Genomic DNA, 14944 nt, shown 5'->3' on the forward strand with positions numbered 1-14944 from the left:
TTAGAGTTCGACCATTGCTGATGAAAGGCGAATGCCGGGTGTTGTGTCCCCGGCAATGCGGCCCGGCGTCCCTATTTTTTATCTTTTGAGTCAATAAATCATGAGAAGATCAAAACGATTCGAAGTGCTTGCGAAGCGGCCTGTAAATCAGGATGGGCTGATTGGCGAATGGCCTGAAGAGGGGCTGATCGCCATGGAAAGCCCCTACGATCCAGCGTCGTCGGTGAAGGTGGAAAATGGTCGTATTGTTGAGCTGGACGGTAAGAGCCGCGCCGAGTTCGACATGATCGACCGTTTCATTGCCGACTACGCCATTAACGTGGCTGAGGCCGAGCACGCCATGCAGCTCGACGCGCTGGAGATCGCCAGAATGCTGGTGGATATCCACGTCAGTCGGGAAGATATTATTGCCATTACCACCGCCATCACCCCGGCGAAAGCGGTGGAAGTGATGGCGAAAATGAACGTGGTGGAGATGATGATGGCGCTGCAAAAAATGCGTGCCAGACGCACGCCCTCCAATCAGTGCCACGTAACCAACCTGAAAGATAACCCGGTACAGATTGCCGCCGACGCTGCTGAAGCGGGGATCCGTGGCTTTTCCGAGCAAGAAACGACGGTCGGGATCGCCCGCTACGCGCCGTTTAACGCCCTGGCGCTGCTGGTGGGTTCCCAGTGCGGTCGTCCTGGTGTGCTGACGCAATGTTCCGTTGAAGAGGCCACGGAGCTGGAGCTGGGCATGCGTGGGCTAACCAGTTATGCCGAAACGGTGTCGGTGTATGGCACAGAATCGGTGTTTACCGACGGTGATGACACGCCGTGGTCCAAAGCGTTTCTCGCCTCGGCTTATGCGTCCCGCGGCCTGAAGATGCGCTACACCTCCGGCACTGGCTCGGAAGCGCTGATGGGCTATTCCGAAAGTAAATCGATGCTATATCTGGAGTCGCGCTGCATTTTTATCACTAAAGGCGCGGGCGTACAGGGGCTGCAAAACGGTGCGGTCAGCTGTATCGGCATGACCGGCGCTGTGCCTTCGGGGATCCGCGCGGTGCTGGCGGAAAACCTGATTGCCTCAATGCTCGACCTTGAAGTGGCCTCCGCCAATGATCAGACCTTTTCTCACTCCGATATTCGCCGTACTGCCCGCACCCTGATGCAGATGCTGCCGGGTACCGACTTTATTTTCTCTGGTTACAGCGCGGTACCCAACTACGACAACATGTTTGCCGGGTCGAATTTCGACGCTGAAGACTTCGATGATTACAACATCCTGCAACGCGATCTGATGGTTGACGGCGGTCTGCGTCCGGTGACTGAAGAAGAAACTATCGCTATACGCAATAAGGCTGCACGCGCCATTCAGGCGGTGTTCCGCGAACTGGGCTTGCCGCTGATTAGCGATGAAGAAGTGGAAGCCGCTACTTATGCTCACGGCAGCAAAGATATGCCTGCGCGCAATGTAGTGGAGGATCTGGCGGCCGTGGAAGAGATGATGAAGCGTAATATCACCGGGCTGGATATCGTCGGCGCGTTGAGTTGCAGCGGTTTTGAAGATATCGCCAGCAATATCCTCAATATGCTGAGACAGCGTGTTACCGGTGATTACCTGCAAACGTCGGCCATTCTGGATCGCCAGTTCGACGTCGTCAGCGCCGTCAACGACATCAATGATTATCAGGGACCTGGTACCGGCTATCGCATCAGTGCCGAACGCTGGGAGGAAATTAAAAATATTGCGGGCGTGGTTCAGCCCAGCTCGATCGAATAAGGCGGAACACTGTGGAATGCACAACTGAACGTAAGCCGGTTTTCACCTTACAGGTGAGCGAAGGCGAGGCGGCTAACGCGGATGAACGCGTGGATGAAGTGGTGATTGGCGTCGGCCCGGCCTTTGGCAAGCACCAGCATAAAACCCTGATTGACATGCCGCACAACGCGATTCTGAAAGAGCTGGTTGCTGGCATCGAAGAAGAGGGACTGCATGCGCGGGTAGTGAGGATCCTGCGCACCTCGGATGTTTCTTTTATGGCATGGGATGCGGCAAACCTCAGCGGCTCAGGCATCGGGATTGGCATCCAGTCGAAAGGAACCACGGTGATTCATCAGCGCGATCTGCTGCCGTTAAGCAACCTCGAGCTGTTCTCTCAGGCTCCGCTGCTGACGCTGGAAACCTATCGTCAGATTGGTAAAAACGCCGCGCGATATGCACGCAAAGAGTCGCCTTCGCCGGTGCCAGTGGTCAATGACCAGATGGTGCGCCCTAAATTTATGGCCAAGGCCGCGCTGTTTCATATCAAAGAAACCAAACACGTGGTGCAGGATGCTGCGCCTGTCACGTTGCATATTGCACTGGTAAGGGAATGACCATGAACGACAACATCATGACTGCGCAGGATTACCCATTAGCGACCCGCTGCCCGGAGAAAATCCAGACGCCTACCGGCAAGCCGCTAACCGACATTACTCTTGAGAATGTGCTGGCGGGCCGCGTAGGACCGCAGGATGTGCGTATTTCTCAGCAAACGCTGGAGTACCAGGCGCAGATTGCCGAGCAGATGCAGCGTCATGCCGTGGCGCGCAATTTTCGTCGTGCGGCAGAACTGATTGCGATTCCGGATGCCCGCATTCTGGAGATCTACAACGCGCTGCGACCGTTTCGTTCTTCTTTCGCCGAGTTGCAGGCCATTGCCGATGAACTGGAACACACATGGCATGCCACGGTGAACGCCGGGTTTGTCCGCGAATCGGCAGAGGTATATCAGCAGAGAAATAAGCTGCGTAAAGGCAGCCAGTGACGGAGGCAGCATGCCGTTAATTGCAGGGATCGATATCGGCAACGCCACCACCGAAGTGGCGTTGGCGCAGGATGGCCGGTTTATCGGCAGCGGGATTGTCGCCACGACCGGTATGAAAGGCACGCGGGATAATATCGCCGGGGTAGTCGCATCCCTGCAGCAGGCGCTGAATAACACGCCGTGGTCGCTGCAGGACGTAGCAAAAATTTGCATCAACGAGGCCGCACCGGTGATTGGCGATGTGGCGATGGAAACTATCACTGAAACCATCATTACCGAATCGACGATGATTGGCCATAACCCGCAAACGCCCGGTGGCGTTGGCGTGGGCATGGGAACCACCATCGCCGTGGAGAAGTTGGCGGCGTTGAGCGAGGATCGATTTGCTCAGGGCTGGATCCCGTTGGTCGGTGAGGAGATGGATTTCCTTGAGGCGGTTTGGTTTATCAATGAAGCGCTGGATCGCGGCGTCAATGTGGTGGCGGCTATCCTGAAAAAAGATGATGGCGTGCTGGTGAATAATCGCCTGCATCGGCCAATGCCGGTGGTTGATGAAGTCACCCTGCTGGAGAAGGTGCCGGAAGGTGTGCTGGCGGCGGTGGAAGTGGCGGCCCCGGGACAGGTGGTACGGGTGCTGTCGAACCCTTACGGCATTGCGACCTTCTTTGCCCTGACGCCCGAGGAAACGCAAACTATCGTCCCCATCGCCAGAGCGCTGATTGGCAACCGTTCCGCCGTGGTGCTGAAAACCCCGCAGGGCGATGTGCAATCAAGAGTGATCCCGGCGGGTAAGATCTTTATCCGTGGTGAAAAGCGTGGCGGTGAAGCCGACGTAGCGCAAGGCGCGCAGGCCATTATGCAGGCGATGAGCGCCTGCGCGCCCGTGCGCGATATTGCTGGGGAAGCTGGTACGCACGCAGGCGGCATGCTGGAGCGGGTGCGAAAGGTGATGGCCTCGCTGACCGGTCATGAAATGAACACGGTGCATATTCAGGATCTGTTGGCGGTCGATACATTTATTCCGCGTAAGGTGCAGGGCGGCATCGCCGGAGAGTGTTCAATGGAGAACGCCGTGGGCATTGCGGCGATGGTGAAAGCCGATCGCTTACAGATGCAGGCCATCGCCAGTGAGCTGAGCGCCCGGTTAAACACTCTGGTTGAGGTTGGTGGCGTGGAGGCCAACATGGCTGTAGCGGGGGCGTTAACAACGCCTGGATGCGCTGCGCCGCTGGCAATCCTCGATTTAGGCGCAGGATCTACCGATGCAGCCGTCATCAATAGCGATGGCGTAGTGAAAGCGGTACATCTGGCCGGGGCGGGGAATATGGTCAGCCTGTTGATTCAAACAGAGCTGGGCTTAAGCGATGCATTTCTGGCGGAGGAGATTAAAAAATACCCGCTGGCAAAAGTGGAAAGCCTGTTCAGTATTCGCCATGAGAACGGCGCGGTAGAGTTTTTCCGCGAACCGCTCAGCCCGTCGGTGTTTGCCAAAGTTGTGTATTTGAAAGAGGGCGAGCTGATCCCGGTAGATAACCAGACCTCGCTGGAAAAAATACGTCTGGTGCGCCGACAGGCCAAAGAGAAGGTTTTTGTGACCAACTGCCTGCGCGCGTTACGCCTGGTGTCACCCGGTGGATCTATTCGCGATATGACTTTTGTGGTGTTGGTAGGCGGTTCTTCTCTGGATTTTGAAATCCCGCAGATGATCACCGATGCGTTGGCGCACTACGGCGTTGTCGCCGGACAGGGCAACATCCGTGGTAGCGAAGGGCCACGTAATGCGGTGGCAACCGGGCTGGTTTTGGCCGGAATGGCGAATTAATCGTGCAGAAAACAGCCGCCGCAAGCGTTTAGCTGCGGGGTAAATCAAATAAAGGCGATGTTCTCTTTGATATCCCGACGAAGTTGGGTACATAGTATAAATGTGTCTCTCACGTGGTTAATTTTAAGGATAAGAGCATGCCAACAGCAATTGAGAAAGCATTGGATTTTATTGGTGGTATGAACACTTCGGCGTCAGTACCCCATTCAATGGACGAAAGTACCGCTAAGGGAATCTTAAAGTATTTGCATGACTTAGGTGTGCCAGCGAGTCCGGAAGCTGTAATGGCACGAGGTGAGCAGGAGGGATGGAATCCTGAGTTCACGAAAAAAGTGGCCGGATGGGCAGAAAAAGTTGCCTCCGGTAACCGCATCCTTATCAAGAACCCAGAGTATTTTTCAACCTATATGCAGGAGCAGCTCAAAGAGCTAGTGTGAGCTGACTATCGAATCAAACTCTAACGGACGTTTCCATCTCGGGATGGCGGCGTCCAAATGGAATGCCATTAACATGCTGTTTTCTGGACAGGTGTATCGCGTAAAATAGCTTCAGTCCCCGCCAGCCATGATCTTCCGTGTATTCATTCAACATATTGAAGCAAGCAAATATTGATTTTTTCCAGGATAAACTCTTTTTCGCTACATACCAATTTCTACGGAATAACCATAAAAAAAAGGACCTGCGATTTCTCGCAAGTCCTTGAAGTTTGGTGGCCCCTGCTGGACTTGAACCAGCGACCAAGCGATTATGAGTTAGGATGCAATTTCTTACCTAAAAATACTTATCTATAATTATCAGTAACTTAATTATACTGAATTTACTGTATATATAACCAGAAATACTCTAAAATACTCGCTTGCGGTATCCTATAGGTATCCTAGAGCAAAACAAGCGATTTACAGGATACCTTGATCGCTTGGTATGGGGTGTTTGTGGAAACATTCAAATTCACGAAAGCAAAACTCGAAAGCTTGCCGCCTGCGGAACGTGGCCAGATGGAGTATGGTGATACCGTTGTTAACGGGCTACGGCTCCGAGTGGGGATCAGTGGCGCGAAGAGCTTCTGTATCTCCAGAAAACGTAATGGCAAATTTATACGGGCCACCTTAGGCAGATTTCCCGATCTTACTATTGATAATGCCAGGGCAAAGGCTCTCGAACTGCTGGGAGACGTAGCCACTACAGGCAGAAACCCTAACGTCGAAAAGCGCATCAATGAAAAGGCTTTGGTTACGCTTAATGATGCGCTGGACACCTATATCAAAAGCCGTGATGAACGGTTAAGCGCTGATACAGCAAAACAGTATCGTTCCATCCTGCAAAATTTCTCTGGTGACTGGATGAAACAACCAATAGCCTCTATCAGCCGTGAACGGGTGGAAACCAGACACAAAGCCGTTACTGATGGTTCTGTGTGGTTTGGTGCTGATAAATCAACGCTACGCGCAGGGGTTGGAACCGGCAGTAAAGCACAGGCCGATCTCTGGGCTAGGGTGCTTCGTGCTATATACCGCTTCGCGCACGATCATTACCGTGACGAGGAAGGGAAAACGCTTCTTCCGGACCCGCCTACAATGGTACTGAGCACAAAGCGCAAATGGCATGGTACCGTGAGGAAGACTGAACGTATCCGCACCAATGAGCTTGGCAGATGGTTTAGCGCCTTATCGTCCGTGCGAGAGTTTGCCGAACAGGGGCGCGATGATATAGCAGCGGCGGTTTGTGATGCTGTGGAAATGGCTATTTTTACCGGACTGCGTAAGTCTGAAATTTTAGAGCTTAGTTGGGATAGAGTTAATCTTGGAGGCCGATATTTTTGGATTGATACCACAAAAAACGGCGATCCGCTTGAACTCCCCATTACTGAAACTCTACTGAAATTATTTCGCCGCCGAGCCAAGATGAAAGCGGCAGATGGATTATTGGTTTTTCCTGGTGATAAGGGAGTAATTAAAGAGTACAGGCACATTATCGATCGCATAAGTGCTGCCACCGTACCAGAACCAAACCCAGACCTGCTAAAGCCTATCCCTTTCAAATGGCATGACGGCCGCCGAACTTTCGGCACCGTTGCTGAGCTGGTGGGGGTTGGTAATTATATCCTGAAACGCCTGCTCAACCACCGAACGATGAGAAGCGCTGATGTTACCCAGGGCTATCTTCATTTCAGTGCTGATGAACTTATGGAGCCAGCTTCAAGAATAGAACGAGCAATACTTGAATATGCTGGGTTGATTGAAAGTAAAAAAGATATTAATACTCAATTAATGTCTGCTTTGGCGAATCTGAGCGAAGAAGAGAAAAGAAAATTAATCTTCGCAATATCAAATGATAAAAAGGGCTTTAAGCTATGACTCATGGTGAAATGAGTATTAGAGCTACAATTGTGGCTACGTTTATAAACGAGCTTTTTATTGATGGTGCTGATTCTACGGCTATTTCAACCTTGCGTGATGGATTTAAGAATGATGCCTCTGCAAGCTTGGCGCGAAATATGGTTAACAATATAATTCATTATTTCGAATGCTCTGATAATCCCATTGAAGAATTTCTCTATTTTATTGGAATTGAGAGCGCTAAAACTGGGGTGGATGACCAGTCAATCAACACATTGTTGTATATGGATGAAAAACAAACACCATTTTTAACCGATATACCATTATCAGGTGATGGAATCACAGCATTGAATGCTGCGCTTGCGTTACATTTTTTAGGAATGAAGAATAACGGTGATAATCTTGCAAGAATTGGCATTAAATTGCTAATGGAAGGTGTTTTTAGTGACGAAATATCCATTAGGGAGTTTAATGAAATAGCGCAAAAGGCGATTTCAGATGCTCAGAGAGAAAAGGCGAAAAGACCCCGTAGCCCATATTATTCAGAGGTTATTGAAGTCATTAAACTAACTTGGGAAAAATATCCTTGTGGTGCAAAAACAGCGCTGCTTGATGCCTTGGCTGCTCATTATCATGGCAAGGTAAGTCGTAACGCATTAGATAACTGGATCTCCCTCTCTGGATTGAGGCCCCCAAAACCAGAAAAATATACACGACTTGAATTAGTATTCCCCCAATAGCTGGCTGCTGGGGGGGTGTTACTGGTTATTGTGTTGTTGCATCCGGCAGTTGAGAACCAGTAGCCTGTTATTGGGCTGATAATTCGCTACCCTATCATGGATATTTATCACCGCTGTTAACCATTAATACACGGTGATAAATATGAAGTTAGTCAATTCTCCTTTCTCGTTAGAGCGCCTTACCCGTGCAGAAGCGGCCGCTTATCTTGGTGTTAATTCTCAAACTCTAGCTAATTGGGCTCATACCGGAAAGGTGGAAATTCCACACCATAAGGTTGGTCGCAAGGTTATCTACATGAGGTCAGATCTCGATAGCTATCTGGCATCAACCCGTCGCACGCAAACAGCCTGAGAATCAGCATGGGAAAATTACCAGAGCTTATCCCGGTTACAGCGGGAAGTATCGACGGGCAACCAGCCACGCTTGTGAGCGCAAAACGTCTTCATTCTTTTCTTGGCGTTGGGCGTGATTTCACCACATGGATAAAAGGACGCATCAGCCAGTATGGTTTTACTGCTGGCGTAGATTTTACTGTGGTAGAAAATTTGAGCGCCCCCGTTTCGGGGAGCTCAAAATACCGCCAACAAATTGCACATGATTACCTGATCACCATCGACATGGGTAAAGAGCTGGCAATGGTTGAGCGCAACGAAAAAGGGCGGGAGGTTCGCCGCTACTTCATCAACTGCGAACGTCAGGCAAAAGCCGCCGCTAATATCCCGCAGACGTTACCGGACGCCCTGCGCCTTGCTGCTGATCTGGCAGAAAAGGCAAGTGAACTTGAAAACCGGCTGCTGGCCGCTGCGCCAAAAGTTGATTTTGCTGATCGCGTGGCGGAGATCAGCAAGGGTATTTCCATTCCCAACTATGCCAAAGCCGTAGGGCTTGGCCCCATCAAATTATTCGGCTGGATGAGGCAACATGGAATACTCATCAATGGCGGCCAGCGCCACAACTTACCTATGCAGCGTTATATCGATAGCGGTTATTTTGCCGTACGCCAGGGAACGTATGAAACGAATGGCGAGGTAAGAGCCTCATTCACAACGATGCTGACGGGGAAGGGTGAGCAGTGGTTAACGAAGAAACTGATCGCTGATGGTGTATTGCCGGAGGTGCCGAATGCTGACGCTAAATAAAACAAAGGCAGCTTTGCAGAGATGCCAATGCCACTACGAAAAAATCAAGCAAAGTCAGGATACCAGGGTTAATGCTGGTGGTCAAAGCCTGAGCGCTCCTGTGATTTCAGGAACTGCGCCATTGGCGCGGTTAAGGTGTACGGCATTGGCGCATACCCCATTTCCCCAAATCTGGGGAGATCTGGATCAGCGTGCAGGGTCTACTGCAATGCAGCATACCCCGGAGATATCCCGTAATTTCGACCGTTACCCAGATATTGGGTATCACTCCTTGTCGGCTTCCTTGGCCTTTTTACGCTGGCGGCGTTTGATTTCGCCTTTGGCGGCAGTAACGAGAAATGCCGCCGTGCTTTCTCCATCTTCCTTAAGGCGATCCATATCCTCTATCACCTCGTGGGGAATTCTAATTGTTGTCATTTGTGATTTTGCGTTCTTCGCACCTGTTGCCATTACTGTGATTCCTTGTGTTAGGTGTATTTCAGTATACGCAAAAAAAATGAGAAGAAAAGACTTGAGGTGTATTTCACTTTGGTCTAGTTTTAATAGCGGAGGTGACATACACCTTTCGAATGCGAAGCCCGGCAGTGCTAGGAACACTAACCGGGCCTCTAACCAAACCGTTAATAGAGGTAACAGTAATGGCTTCCACTAAGTCTACCCAAACTCGCCCGGAATTTACATGGTTATTCCTTGCAACCCCAGACCACACCCCAGAATGCACACCTGTAGTGCTCCGCTTTGATGCTGACACGGAAGATAAAGCCCGCGCTGCATTCCCCGGCTGGGATTTGGTTTTCGCTGCCAAAATCCGCGCCCAGTCTCCTTGTCGCGTTGCGTTTTTCGATTACACCACCCGCCGTGGCTGGGAGTTCGATAGCGCAGCTATTCAGGAGGTACGCCATGCGTGAATTAACCAATAAAAGTGCGTCAATAGCCTGTGAACTGGCTGCGTTGTTGATGGTTGTCGAAGAGTGCGACGTTGATCAGGTTGAGCGGGAAAACCTTATCAGCCCGGCTAGACGAGTATCGGATCAGTTGGCAGCAAGCATGGTAGAGCAGAATTCAAAGGGGGCGCTCAATGGATAACCTTTACACCTACCGTAGCAAAAAAGATTTGCTGTTACTGGCGCAAGAGGTTGCCGCGCTTCTGTCATGTGCTGCTTACCTTGCGACTATCAGGGGAGAGGAAGAGCGTCTCCATGTAATGAGTTTAACTGGCTTGGCTCAACGACTTTCTGACGAACTGGCAAACTCACTGGATATTTCTACTTTTTCAGACCCTGAATCGCAGGAGGCAAAATCATGATCAGCAATGTGAAGTTTAACGAGCTGGCTAACCGCGTTGATCTGCTGGTTGAAAAGATTTTGCATCTTGAGGCACAGGTTAAGTCACTCACTGATAGTCAGGGGGGTGAAATCCCTCCGGGTATGACGCCAGTAGCAACACTGGCCGCTGAATACGGTATCTCAACCAAAAAGGCTGAGGAACTGGCGAAAAACACAGGGGTGATGCTGGTTAAGCTGAAATCTGGCGGGTTCGTTGCGCCTGATGAAAAGTTCAGGGAAGCGGCGCGGCTGGTGTTGCGCAGTGCTAAGCGCAAATATGGCTCTGCGTACTGGTTCCATCCTCTGATCGGCAAATTCCAGATGAGCGGAGGCATACCAAAATGACGGTACAACTGACAGCTGTAGAAACTGTATCTGATGCCTTGTTCACCTGTTCATATCTATGGGCGCATGGCAAGCAGTACAGTCGCAGCGATTTGGATAAAGCCCTCCACCAGCATAAGGACCCCACTACCCGTTACGGAAAGCTGGTGGCTCGCCTCAACCAGATAGCAGCAATGCCGTATGAGGAGCTTTGTGATGCCGGGTATCTCGACACGGACCGCAAACAAATGATTACCGCGCGGCGTTCTGTGCTGGTGGAAGAGATAGGCGAAGGGGAAATGAATGCCATGCTGTCTGACGTGCAGCGCATTCACCGCGTCTTCCCTGATGCTGGAGCAAAGTTCAGGACAAAGCTGCCTCTCTCTCGCGGTTCTGAGGGCTTTGATATCCGTCAGGACTATATCCTTAAACACTTTCTGCCAGCGCAATCACTGTGCAGCATTTACGGTCCCAGCGGTTCGTATAAGAGTTTTCTCGCTGTATCGTGGGCCTGTCACATTGCTGCGGGTCTGCCATGGGCTGGGAAGAAGGTCACTTCCGGCGCGGTGCTGTATGTGGTTGGTGAGGGGGGCGTAGGCGTTCCCCGGCGTATAAAGGCTTGGGAGCAGGTGCACGGCATACAGGCGGACAACCTCTGGCTGGTCAATCGTCCGGTGTTTCCTGTGCGCGAGTCAGAGGTAACGGAAGTGCTTCTGGCTGCCAGGCAGATTGAAGCTGAATGTGGTGTGCCGGTTCGCATGGTGGTGATCGATACGCTGGCCCGTTGTTTTGGCGGTAACGACGAGAACGATGCTCGTGATATGGGGGCATTTATTGAAGGGTGTGACGTTATCAAACAGAAAACGGGTGCAACGGTGCTGGTAGTTCACCACTCCGGCAAAGATGAAGGGAAAGGCGCTCGCGGTTCCAGTGCTTTCCGCGCTGCGCTTGATACTGAATTTAACGTTAAGCGTGAAGGGGATGGAAAGGCGCTTATTCTGACCTGTACCAAGATGAAAGACGCGGAGGAGCCAGAGCGTAAAGCGTATGACCTGAGAACGGCAGAGCTTTACACCGATGAAGATGGTGAACTTGTTTGCTCTCTGGTTGTGCACGATCAGCCGAGAGAGGCTAAAGAGGTTGAGCCTGAACTGGCCAATGTCTCCCGTCTTAGCGATAACCACCATGCACTATGGCAGGCAGTACGCAGCCGCACAGCTAAGGGGGAGCCATGCACTATCTCCGTCATTAAAGACGATCTACGTGCAACGCTGGGTGCAGACAAAGTGAGAAAGTCATTCCCGCGCTGGCTGGACAAGCTGGAGAGTGAGCAAATCATTCGCATCGAGGGTGAGAACCTTTACCCAGTAACAGTCGAGTAAATGCGGCGGTAAGTGCGGCACGTGCGGCATTTAGTATGTTTTATGACCAAATGCCGCACTTAGTCCCTGTATACACGCGCTAAGTGCGGCATTTCACTGAAACCCCCGTCATTACTGGGTTTGCGTAATTTTTTGAGAAAACTGGTGCGGCGCTAAGTGCGGCATTGCTAAACGCGGCACTAAATGCGGCAGGTTAGACAAACAAGGAGAATTTATGCCTATTACGATTCATGAAATAAAGGAACATTACGATCATTATGGGCTTCATGATATGAGTGCAATGCCTACCGCTGAATATCGGAAGGCGCTTTCAGATGGGGCACTATTCTGGATCGATCATCATGACTTTGTTCGAAGCACTCTTTCAGAAGAAATACTGGCTACTAATCGAGAACAATTGGATGCGATGATTGAGCATTTGCAAGAATATAGAGATAAGATGCCAACGCCACCAGATTGGATGAGCGAGAAATGATACATTAGGCCTGGTAGATACCAGGCCATTTTTTACAGTAAATTCAACAACGCTGAGGCACCTGCACCAACAATGCTGGCAACAGTGCTATTTTCCAGCAATTGTTTCAACACGGATTTAGCCTGTGGATCTCCAGATTTAGCAACCTTCTCAACCAGTTCAGTAATACTGATATTAACAAGCATATGGTTGCTTTCACCTACTTGAACCTGCTCACCGTTAATCGAGCCAATGTGGAATGTGCTGCTTTTAGTAGGTGACTTGTGTTCATTTTCTGTCATGTTTTCAATGCTGAGAGTGAGCATATGTGGATGTTTTGTACCTCTTTTGAGCGTTCCACCTTGAACCATCTTCATATCTAATACTTTCAACTTGATCTCATTTTTTCCGACACTTTGAATAATATGCTGACCAATAATTACTTCGGGTTCATTAGTGTATGGAATTAACACCTGTTTCTTTTGGGAGTTTCTTTTACCTTTGAAAATCTCTCCCTCAATAATAAAAGTATCAGGATAAATCATTGCGCTCAGGTTCATGGTGCTTTCTCCTCTGTCGTAAAGTCAGTCAATGATAAATCCATACATGCTTTTTTTGTAAATTATTCGTACTCATACTTACTCATTCTTCCCCCCTGCTCTGAGGTGGGTTTCCTTAAATTTTTTCATGTATATCTTGAAGAGTGGCACTCAGACGTGAGCCGCCACTGGCTGTTAAATCAAGCTGTAGCGAGTACAGTCTGTGGGATGCAGAAAAAGATTTAACGGCCTTCCCTCCAAGCGCTGGTTTCACGTCTCAACGTTAATTGTTACGGAAACCACTCCATGAAGAAATTACTCGAATTACGCCAGCAGAAAGCCGCACTCAAAACCCAGATGCGTTCCTTGCTGGACAAAGCTGACACCGAAAAGCGCAGCCTGAACGAAGAAGAGGGCAAAAAGTTCGACGAACTACGCGCCCAGGCTGATGCGCTCGAAGTTGAAATCACCCGCCTTGAAGCCGTTGCCGACGATCAGCGCAATCTGCCTGGTACTTCCGTTGAAGGTGAGCCAGTAAACAACGACGAGCTGCGCCACTACATCATGACAGGTGATACCCGCTCTCTCTCCACGCTGGTGCAGGCTGACGGCGGTTATACCGTTATTCCTGAGCTGGATAAAGAGATCATGCGCCAGTTGCAGGATGATAGCGTGATGCGCTCCATCGCAACGGTGAAGACGACCAAAACCAACGAATACCAGAAGCTGGTATCTGTGGGCGGCACTACCGTTAATCGTGGTACCGAAGGTGAGGCACGTACCGAAACCAGTACGCCGAAGATGGAGCGCGTTGATATCAAACTCAACCCGATCTACGCCTACCCGAAAACCACTCAGGAGATTCTCGACTTCTCCGAGGTGGATATTTTGGGCTGGCTGTCTTCTGAAATTGCCGACACCTTCACCGCGACCGAAGAAAGCGACTTTGTGAACGGCGACGGTGATAAAAAATCCAAAGGCTTCCTGTCTTACCCTCGCGCGGCCACTGCCGACAAAACCCGTCCGTTCGGTACGCTGGAGAAGATGGAAGCGGCTGACGTTTCCTCTGATGGCCTGATCGACCTGCTGTATAAGCTGAAAGCCAAATACCGCAAAAACGCCGTATGGGTGATGAACTCCAACACCGCAGCCAAACTGCAAAAGCTGAAAAACGGCAACGGGGATTACATCTGGCGCGATCGTCTGGTTGCCGGTTCTCCCGATACGCTGCTGGGCCGTCCTGTTCAGTACCTGGAAACCATGCCGGATGCGGAGGCAGGTAAAGCGTTCCTCGCTGTGGGCGACTTCAAGCGCGGCTACTTCATCGTTGATCACACCACTGGCGTGCGTACCCGTCCTGACAACATCACCGAACCGGGTTTCTACAAGGTGCATACCGATAAATACCTGGGCGGCGGCGTGGTGGACTCCAACGCCATCAAGGTGCTTGAGCTTTCCGGCTCCGGTTCCTGATTTGACGTTTAAGGGGCTTCGGCCCCTTTTTGCCCTCTGTGGAGTCCAGTAATGAAAACAATAGATTTTGAAATCCGTACCTCCGAAGTGAGCGCCAGCAACAAAAAGCTGGTGGGCTATGCCGTGCGCTGGAACAGTCTCTCAGAAATTATCTGGGACGAGTTCCGCGAGCAGTTTGCGCCGGGAGCGTTTAAAGACAGCTTGGCATCCGGTAGCGATGTGCGGGCGCTGTACGAGCATAACTATACCCAGCTGCTGGGGCGTACCAAATCCGGCACGCTGGTGCTGTCCGAAGACGATACCGGGCTGCGCTTCGAGCTGACCCCGCCGAATACCCAGCTTGGCAACGATGTACTGGAGCTGGTGGAGCGCGGGGATATCTCTGGCATGAGCTTCGGTTTTCGTGCGCTGAAAGAGGCGTGGGATATTGCTCAGTCTCCATATCTGCGCACTGTTACCGCTGCCGAACTGCGGGAGATTACCGTTACCTCTATGCCTGCTTATCCTGAGTCTGGCGTGGAAATCGCGCACCGTTCTCTTTTCTCCCAACATCCTGAACTGCGCCGCGCTGGCGATAACCGTCGCCGCTGGGCTGAATTAGCGGGGCTCTGAT

Annotated in this window: 19 protein-coding genes; 17 read left to right on the plus strand and 2 right to left on the minus strand. The window is 51.0% G+C overall.

Annotated features, from left to right (window positions below; translation table 11 throughout):
* The first annotated feature begins 100 nt into the window (after nucleotides 1-100).
* The 9 genes from GFB57_RS07750 to GFB57_RS07790 all read left to right on the plus strand — a co-directional run bounded on the left by GFB57_RS07750 (nucleotide 101) and on the right by GFB57_RS07790 (nucleotide 8833).
* Nucleotides 101-1768 (plus strand): propanediol/glycerol family dehydratase large subunit, encoded by a 1668-nt coding sequence (locus GFB57_RS07750; RefSeq protein WP_003024727.1) that lies wholly within the window; start codon nucleotides 101-103, stop codon nucleotides 1766-1768.
* A gap of 11 nt (nucleotides 1769-1779) precedes the next feature.
* Entirely contained in the window at nucleotides 1780-2364 is a 585-nt protein-coding gene (locus GFB57_RS07755) for a propanediol/glycerol family dehydratase medium subunit (RefSeq protein WP_003024724.1), read from the plus strand.
* A gap of 2 nt (nucleotides 2365-2366) precedes the next feature.
* Nucleotides 2367-2795: a diol dehydratase small subunit gene (locus GFB57_RS07760; protein ID WP_003024721.1), complete on the plus strand. Its 429-nt coding sequence runs from the start codon at nucleotides 2367-2369 to the stop codon at nucleotides 2793-2795.
* A 10-nt stretch (nucleotides 2796-2805) separates the two neighbouring features.
* Entirely contained in the window at nucleotides 2806-4617 is a 1812-nt protein-coding gene (locus tag GFB57_RS07765) for a diol dehydratase reactivase subunit alpha (RefSeq protein ID WP_003024713.1), read from the plus strand.
* A 113-nt stretch (nucleotides 4618-4730) separates the two neighbouring features.
* Nucleotides 4731-5054 (plus strand): DUF1889 family protein, encoded by a 324-nt coding sequence (locus GFB57_RS07770; RefSeq protein ID WP_071524484.1) that lies wholly within the window; start codon nucleotides 4731-4733, stop codon nucleotides 5052-5054.
* 495 nt (nucleotides 5055-5549) lie between these two features.
* Nucleotides 5550-6971 carry an integrase family protein gene (locus GFB57_RS07775; RefSeq protein WP_108168790.1) on the plus strand — a complete coding sequence of 474 codons (1422 nt, stop codon included), beginning with the start codon at nucleotides 5550-5552 and terminating at the stop codon, nucleotides 6969-6971.
* Nucleotides 6968-7693, plus strand: coding sequence for a hypothetical protein (locus GFB57_RS07780; RefSeq protein WP_226864538.1), 726 nt, complete (start codon nucleotides 6968-6970; stop codon nucleotides 7691-7693). Before GFB57_RS07775 ends, GFB57_RS07780 begins: the two co-directional genes overlap by 4 nt.
* Before the next feature lie 142 nt (nucleotides 7694-7835).
* Nucleotides 7836-8045 carry a helix-turn-helix domain-containing protein gene (locus GFB57_RS07785; RefSeq protein WP_071882736.1) on the plus strand — a complete coding sequence of 70 codons (210 nt, stop codon included), beginning with the start codon at nucleotides 7836-7838 and terminating at the stop codon, nucleotides 8043-8045.
* Between the two features lie 8 nt (nucleotides 8046-8053).
* Nucleotides 8054-8833, plus strand: a complete 780-nt coding sequence (locus tag GFB57_RS07790; protein WP_136129505.1) for a phage antirepressor KilAC domain-containing protein — start codon at nucleotides 8054-8056, stop codon at nucleotides 8831-8833.
* 264 nt (nucleotides 8834-9097) lie between these two features.
* Here GFB57_RS07790 and GFB57_RS07795 read toward each other — a convergent pair whose 3' ends face one another.
* Nucleotides 9098-9283, minus strand: a complete 186-nt coding sequence (locus GFB57_RS07795; protein WP_047745543.1) for a YlcI/YnfO family protein — start codon at nucleotides 9281-9283, stop codon at nucleotides 9098-9100.
* 188 nt (nucleotides 9284-9471) lie between these two features.
* Here GFB57_RS07795 and GFB57_RS07800 point away from each other — a divergent pair, with 188 nt between their 5' ends.
* The 6 genes from GFB57_RS07800 (at nucleotide 9472) to GFB57_RS07825 (ending at nucleotide 12340) form a co-directional block, all read left to right on the plus strand.
* Nucleotides 9472-9741, plus strand: a complete 270-nt coding sequence (locus GFB57_RS07800; protein ID WP_110292558.1) for a host cell division inhibitor Icd-like protein — start codon at nucleotides 9472-9474, stop codon at nucleotides 9739-9741.
* Nucleotides 9734-9919, plus strand: a complete 186-nt coding sequence (locus GFB57_RS07805; protein ID WP_290366952.1) for a hypothetical protein — start codon at nucleotides 9734-9736, stop codon at nucleotides 9917-9919. The genes GFB57_RS07800 and GFB57_RS07805 overlap by 8 nt, the downstream gene beginning before the upstream one ends.
* Nucleotides 9912-10139: a hypothetical protein gene (locus GFB57_RS07810; protein WP_048288911.1), complete on the plus strand. Its 228-nt coding sequence runs from the start codon at nucleotides 9912-9914 to the stop codon at nucleotides 10137-10139. Before GFB57_RS07805 ends, GFB57_RS07810 begins: the two co-directional genes overlap by 8 nt.
* The gene (locus GFB57_RS07815; protein ID WP_014072026.1) at nucleotides 10136-10504 is read left to right on the plus strand and encodes a hypothetical protein; all 369 of its coding nucleotides are present in this window, start codon (nucleotides 10136-10138) and stop codon (nucleotides 10502-10504) included. The genes GFB57_RS07810 and GFB57_RS07815 overlap by 4 nt, the downstream gene beginning before the upstream one ends.
* Nucleotides 10501-11865, plus strand: a complete 1365-nt coding sequence (locus GFB57_RS07820; protein WP_023304525.1) for a helicase RepA family protein — start codon at nucleotides 10501-10503, stop codon at nucleotides 11863-11865. The genes GFB57_RS07815 and GFB57_RS07820 overlap by 4 nt, the downstream gene beginning before the upstream one ends.
* Before the next feature lie 214 nt (nucleotides 11866-12079).
* The gene (locus GFB57_RS07825) at nucleotides 12080-12340 is read left to right on the plus strand and encodes a hypothetical protein (RefSeq protein WP_032673054.1); all 261 of its coding nucleotides are present in this window, start codon (nucleotides 12080-12082) and stop codon (nucleotides 12338-12340) included.
* A 32-nt stretch (nucleotides 12341-12372) separates the two neighbouring features.
* Here GFB57_RS07825 and GFB57_RS07830 read toward each other — a convergent pair whose 3' ends face one another.
* Entirely contained in the window at nucleotides 12373-12879 is a 507-nt protein-coding gene (locus GFB57_RS07830; protein WP_064152463.1) for a hypothetical protein, read from the minus strand.
* A 285-nt stretch (nucleotides 12880-13164) separates the two neighbouring features.
* Between GFB57_RS07830 and GFB57_RS07835 the strand changes: the two genes are divergently transcribed.
* Nucleotides 13165-14331: a phage major capsid protein gene (locus GFB57_RS07835; RefSeq protein ID WP_290366953.1), complete on the plus strand. Its 1167-nt coding sequence runs from the start codon at nucleotides 13165-13167 to the stop codon at nucleotides 14329-14331.
* A gap of 51 nt (nucleotides 14332-14382) precedes the next feature.
* Entirely contained in the window at nucleotides 14383-14943 is a 561-nt protein-coding gene (locus tag GFB57_RS07840; RefSeq protein WP_019077813.1) for an HK97 family phage prohead protease, read from the plus strand.
* Nucleotide 14944: the final 1 nt, after the last annotated feature.

The organism is Citrobacter sp. S39 (genome assembly GCF_009495675.1).
GTDB classification, from domain to species: Bacteria; Pseudomonadota; Gammaproteobacteria; order Enterobacterales; family Enterobacteriaceae; genus Citrobacter; species Citrobacter freundii.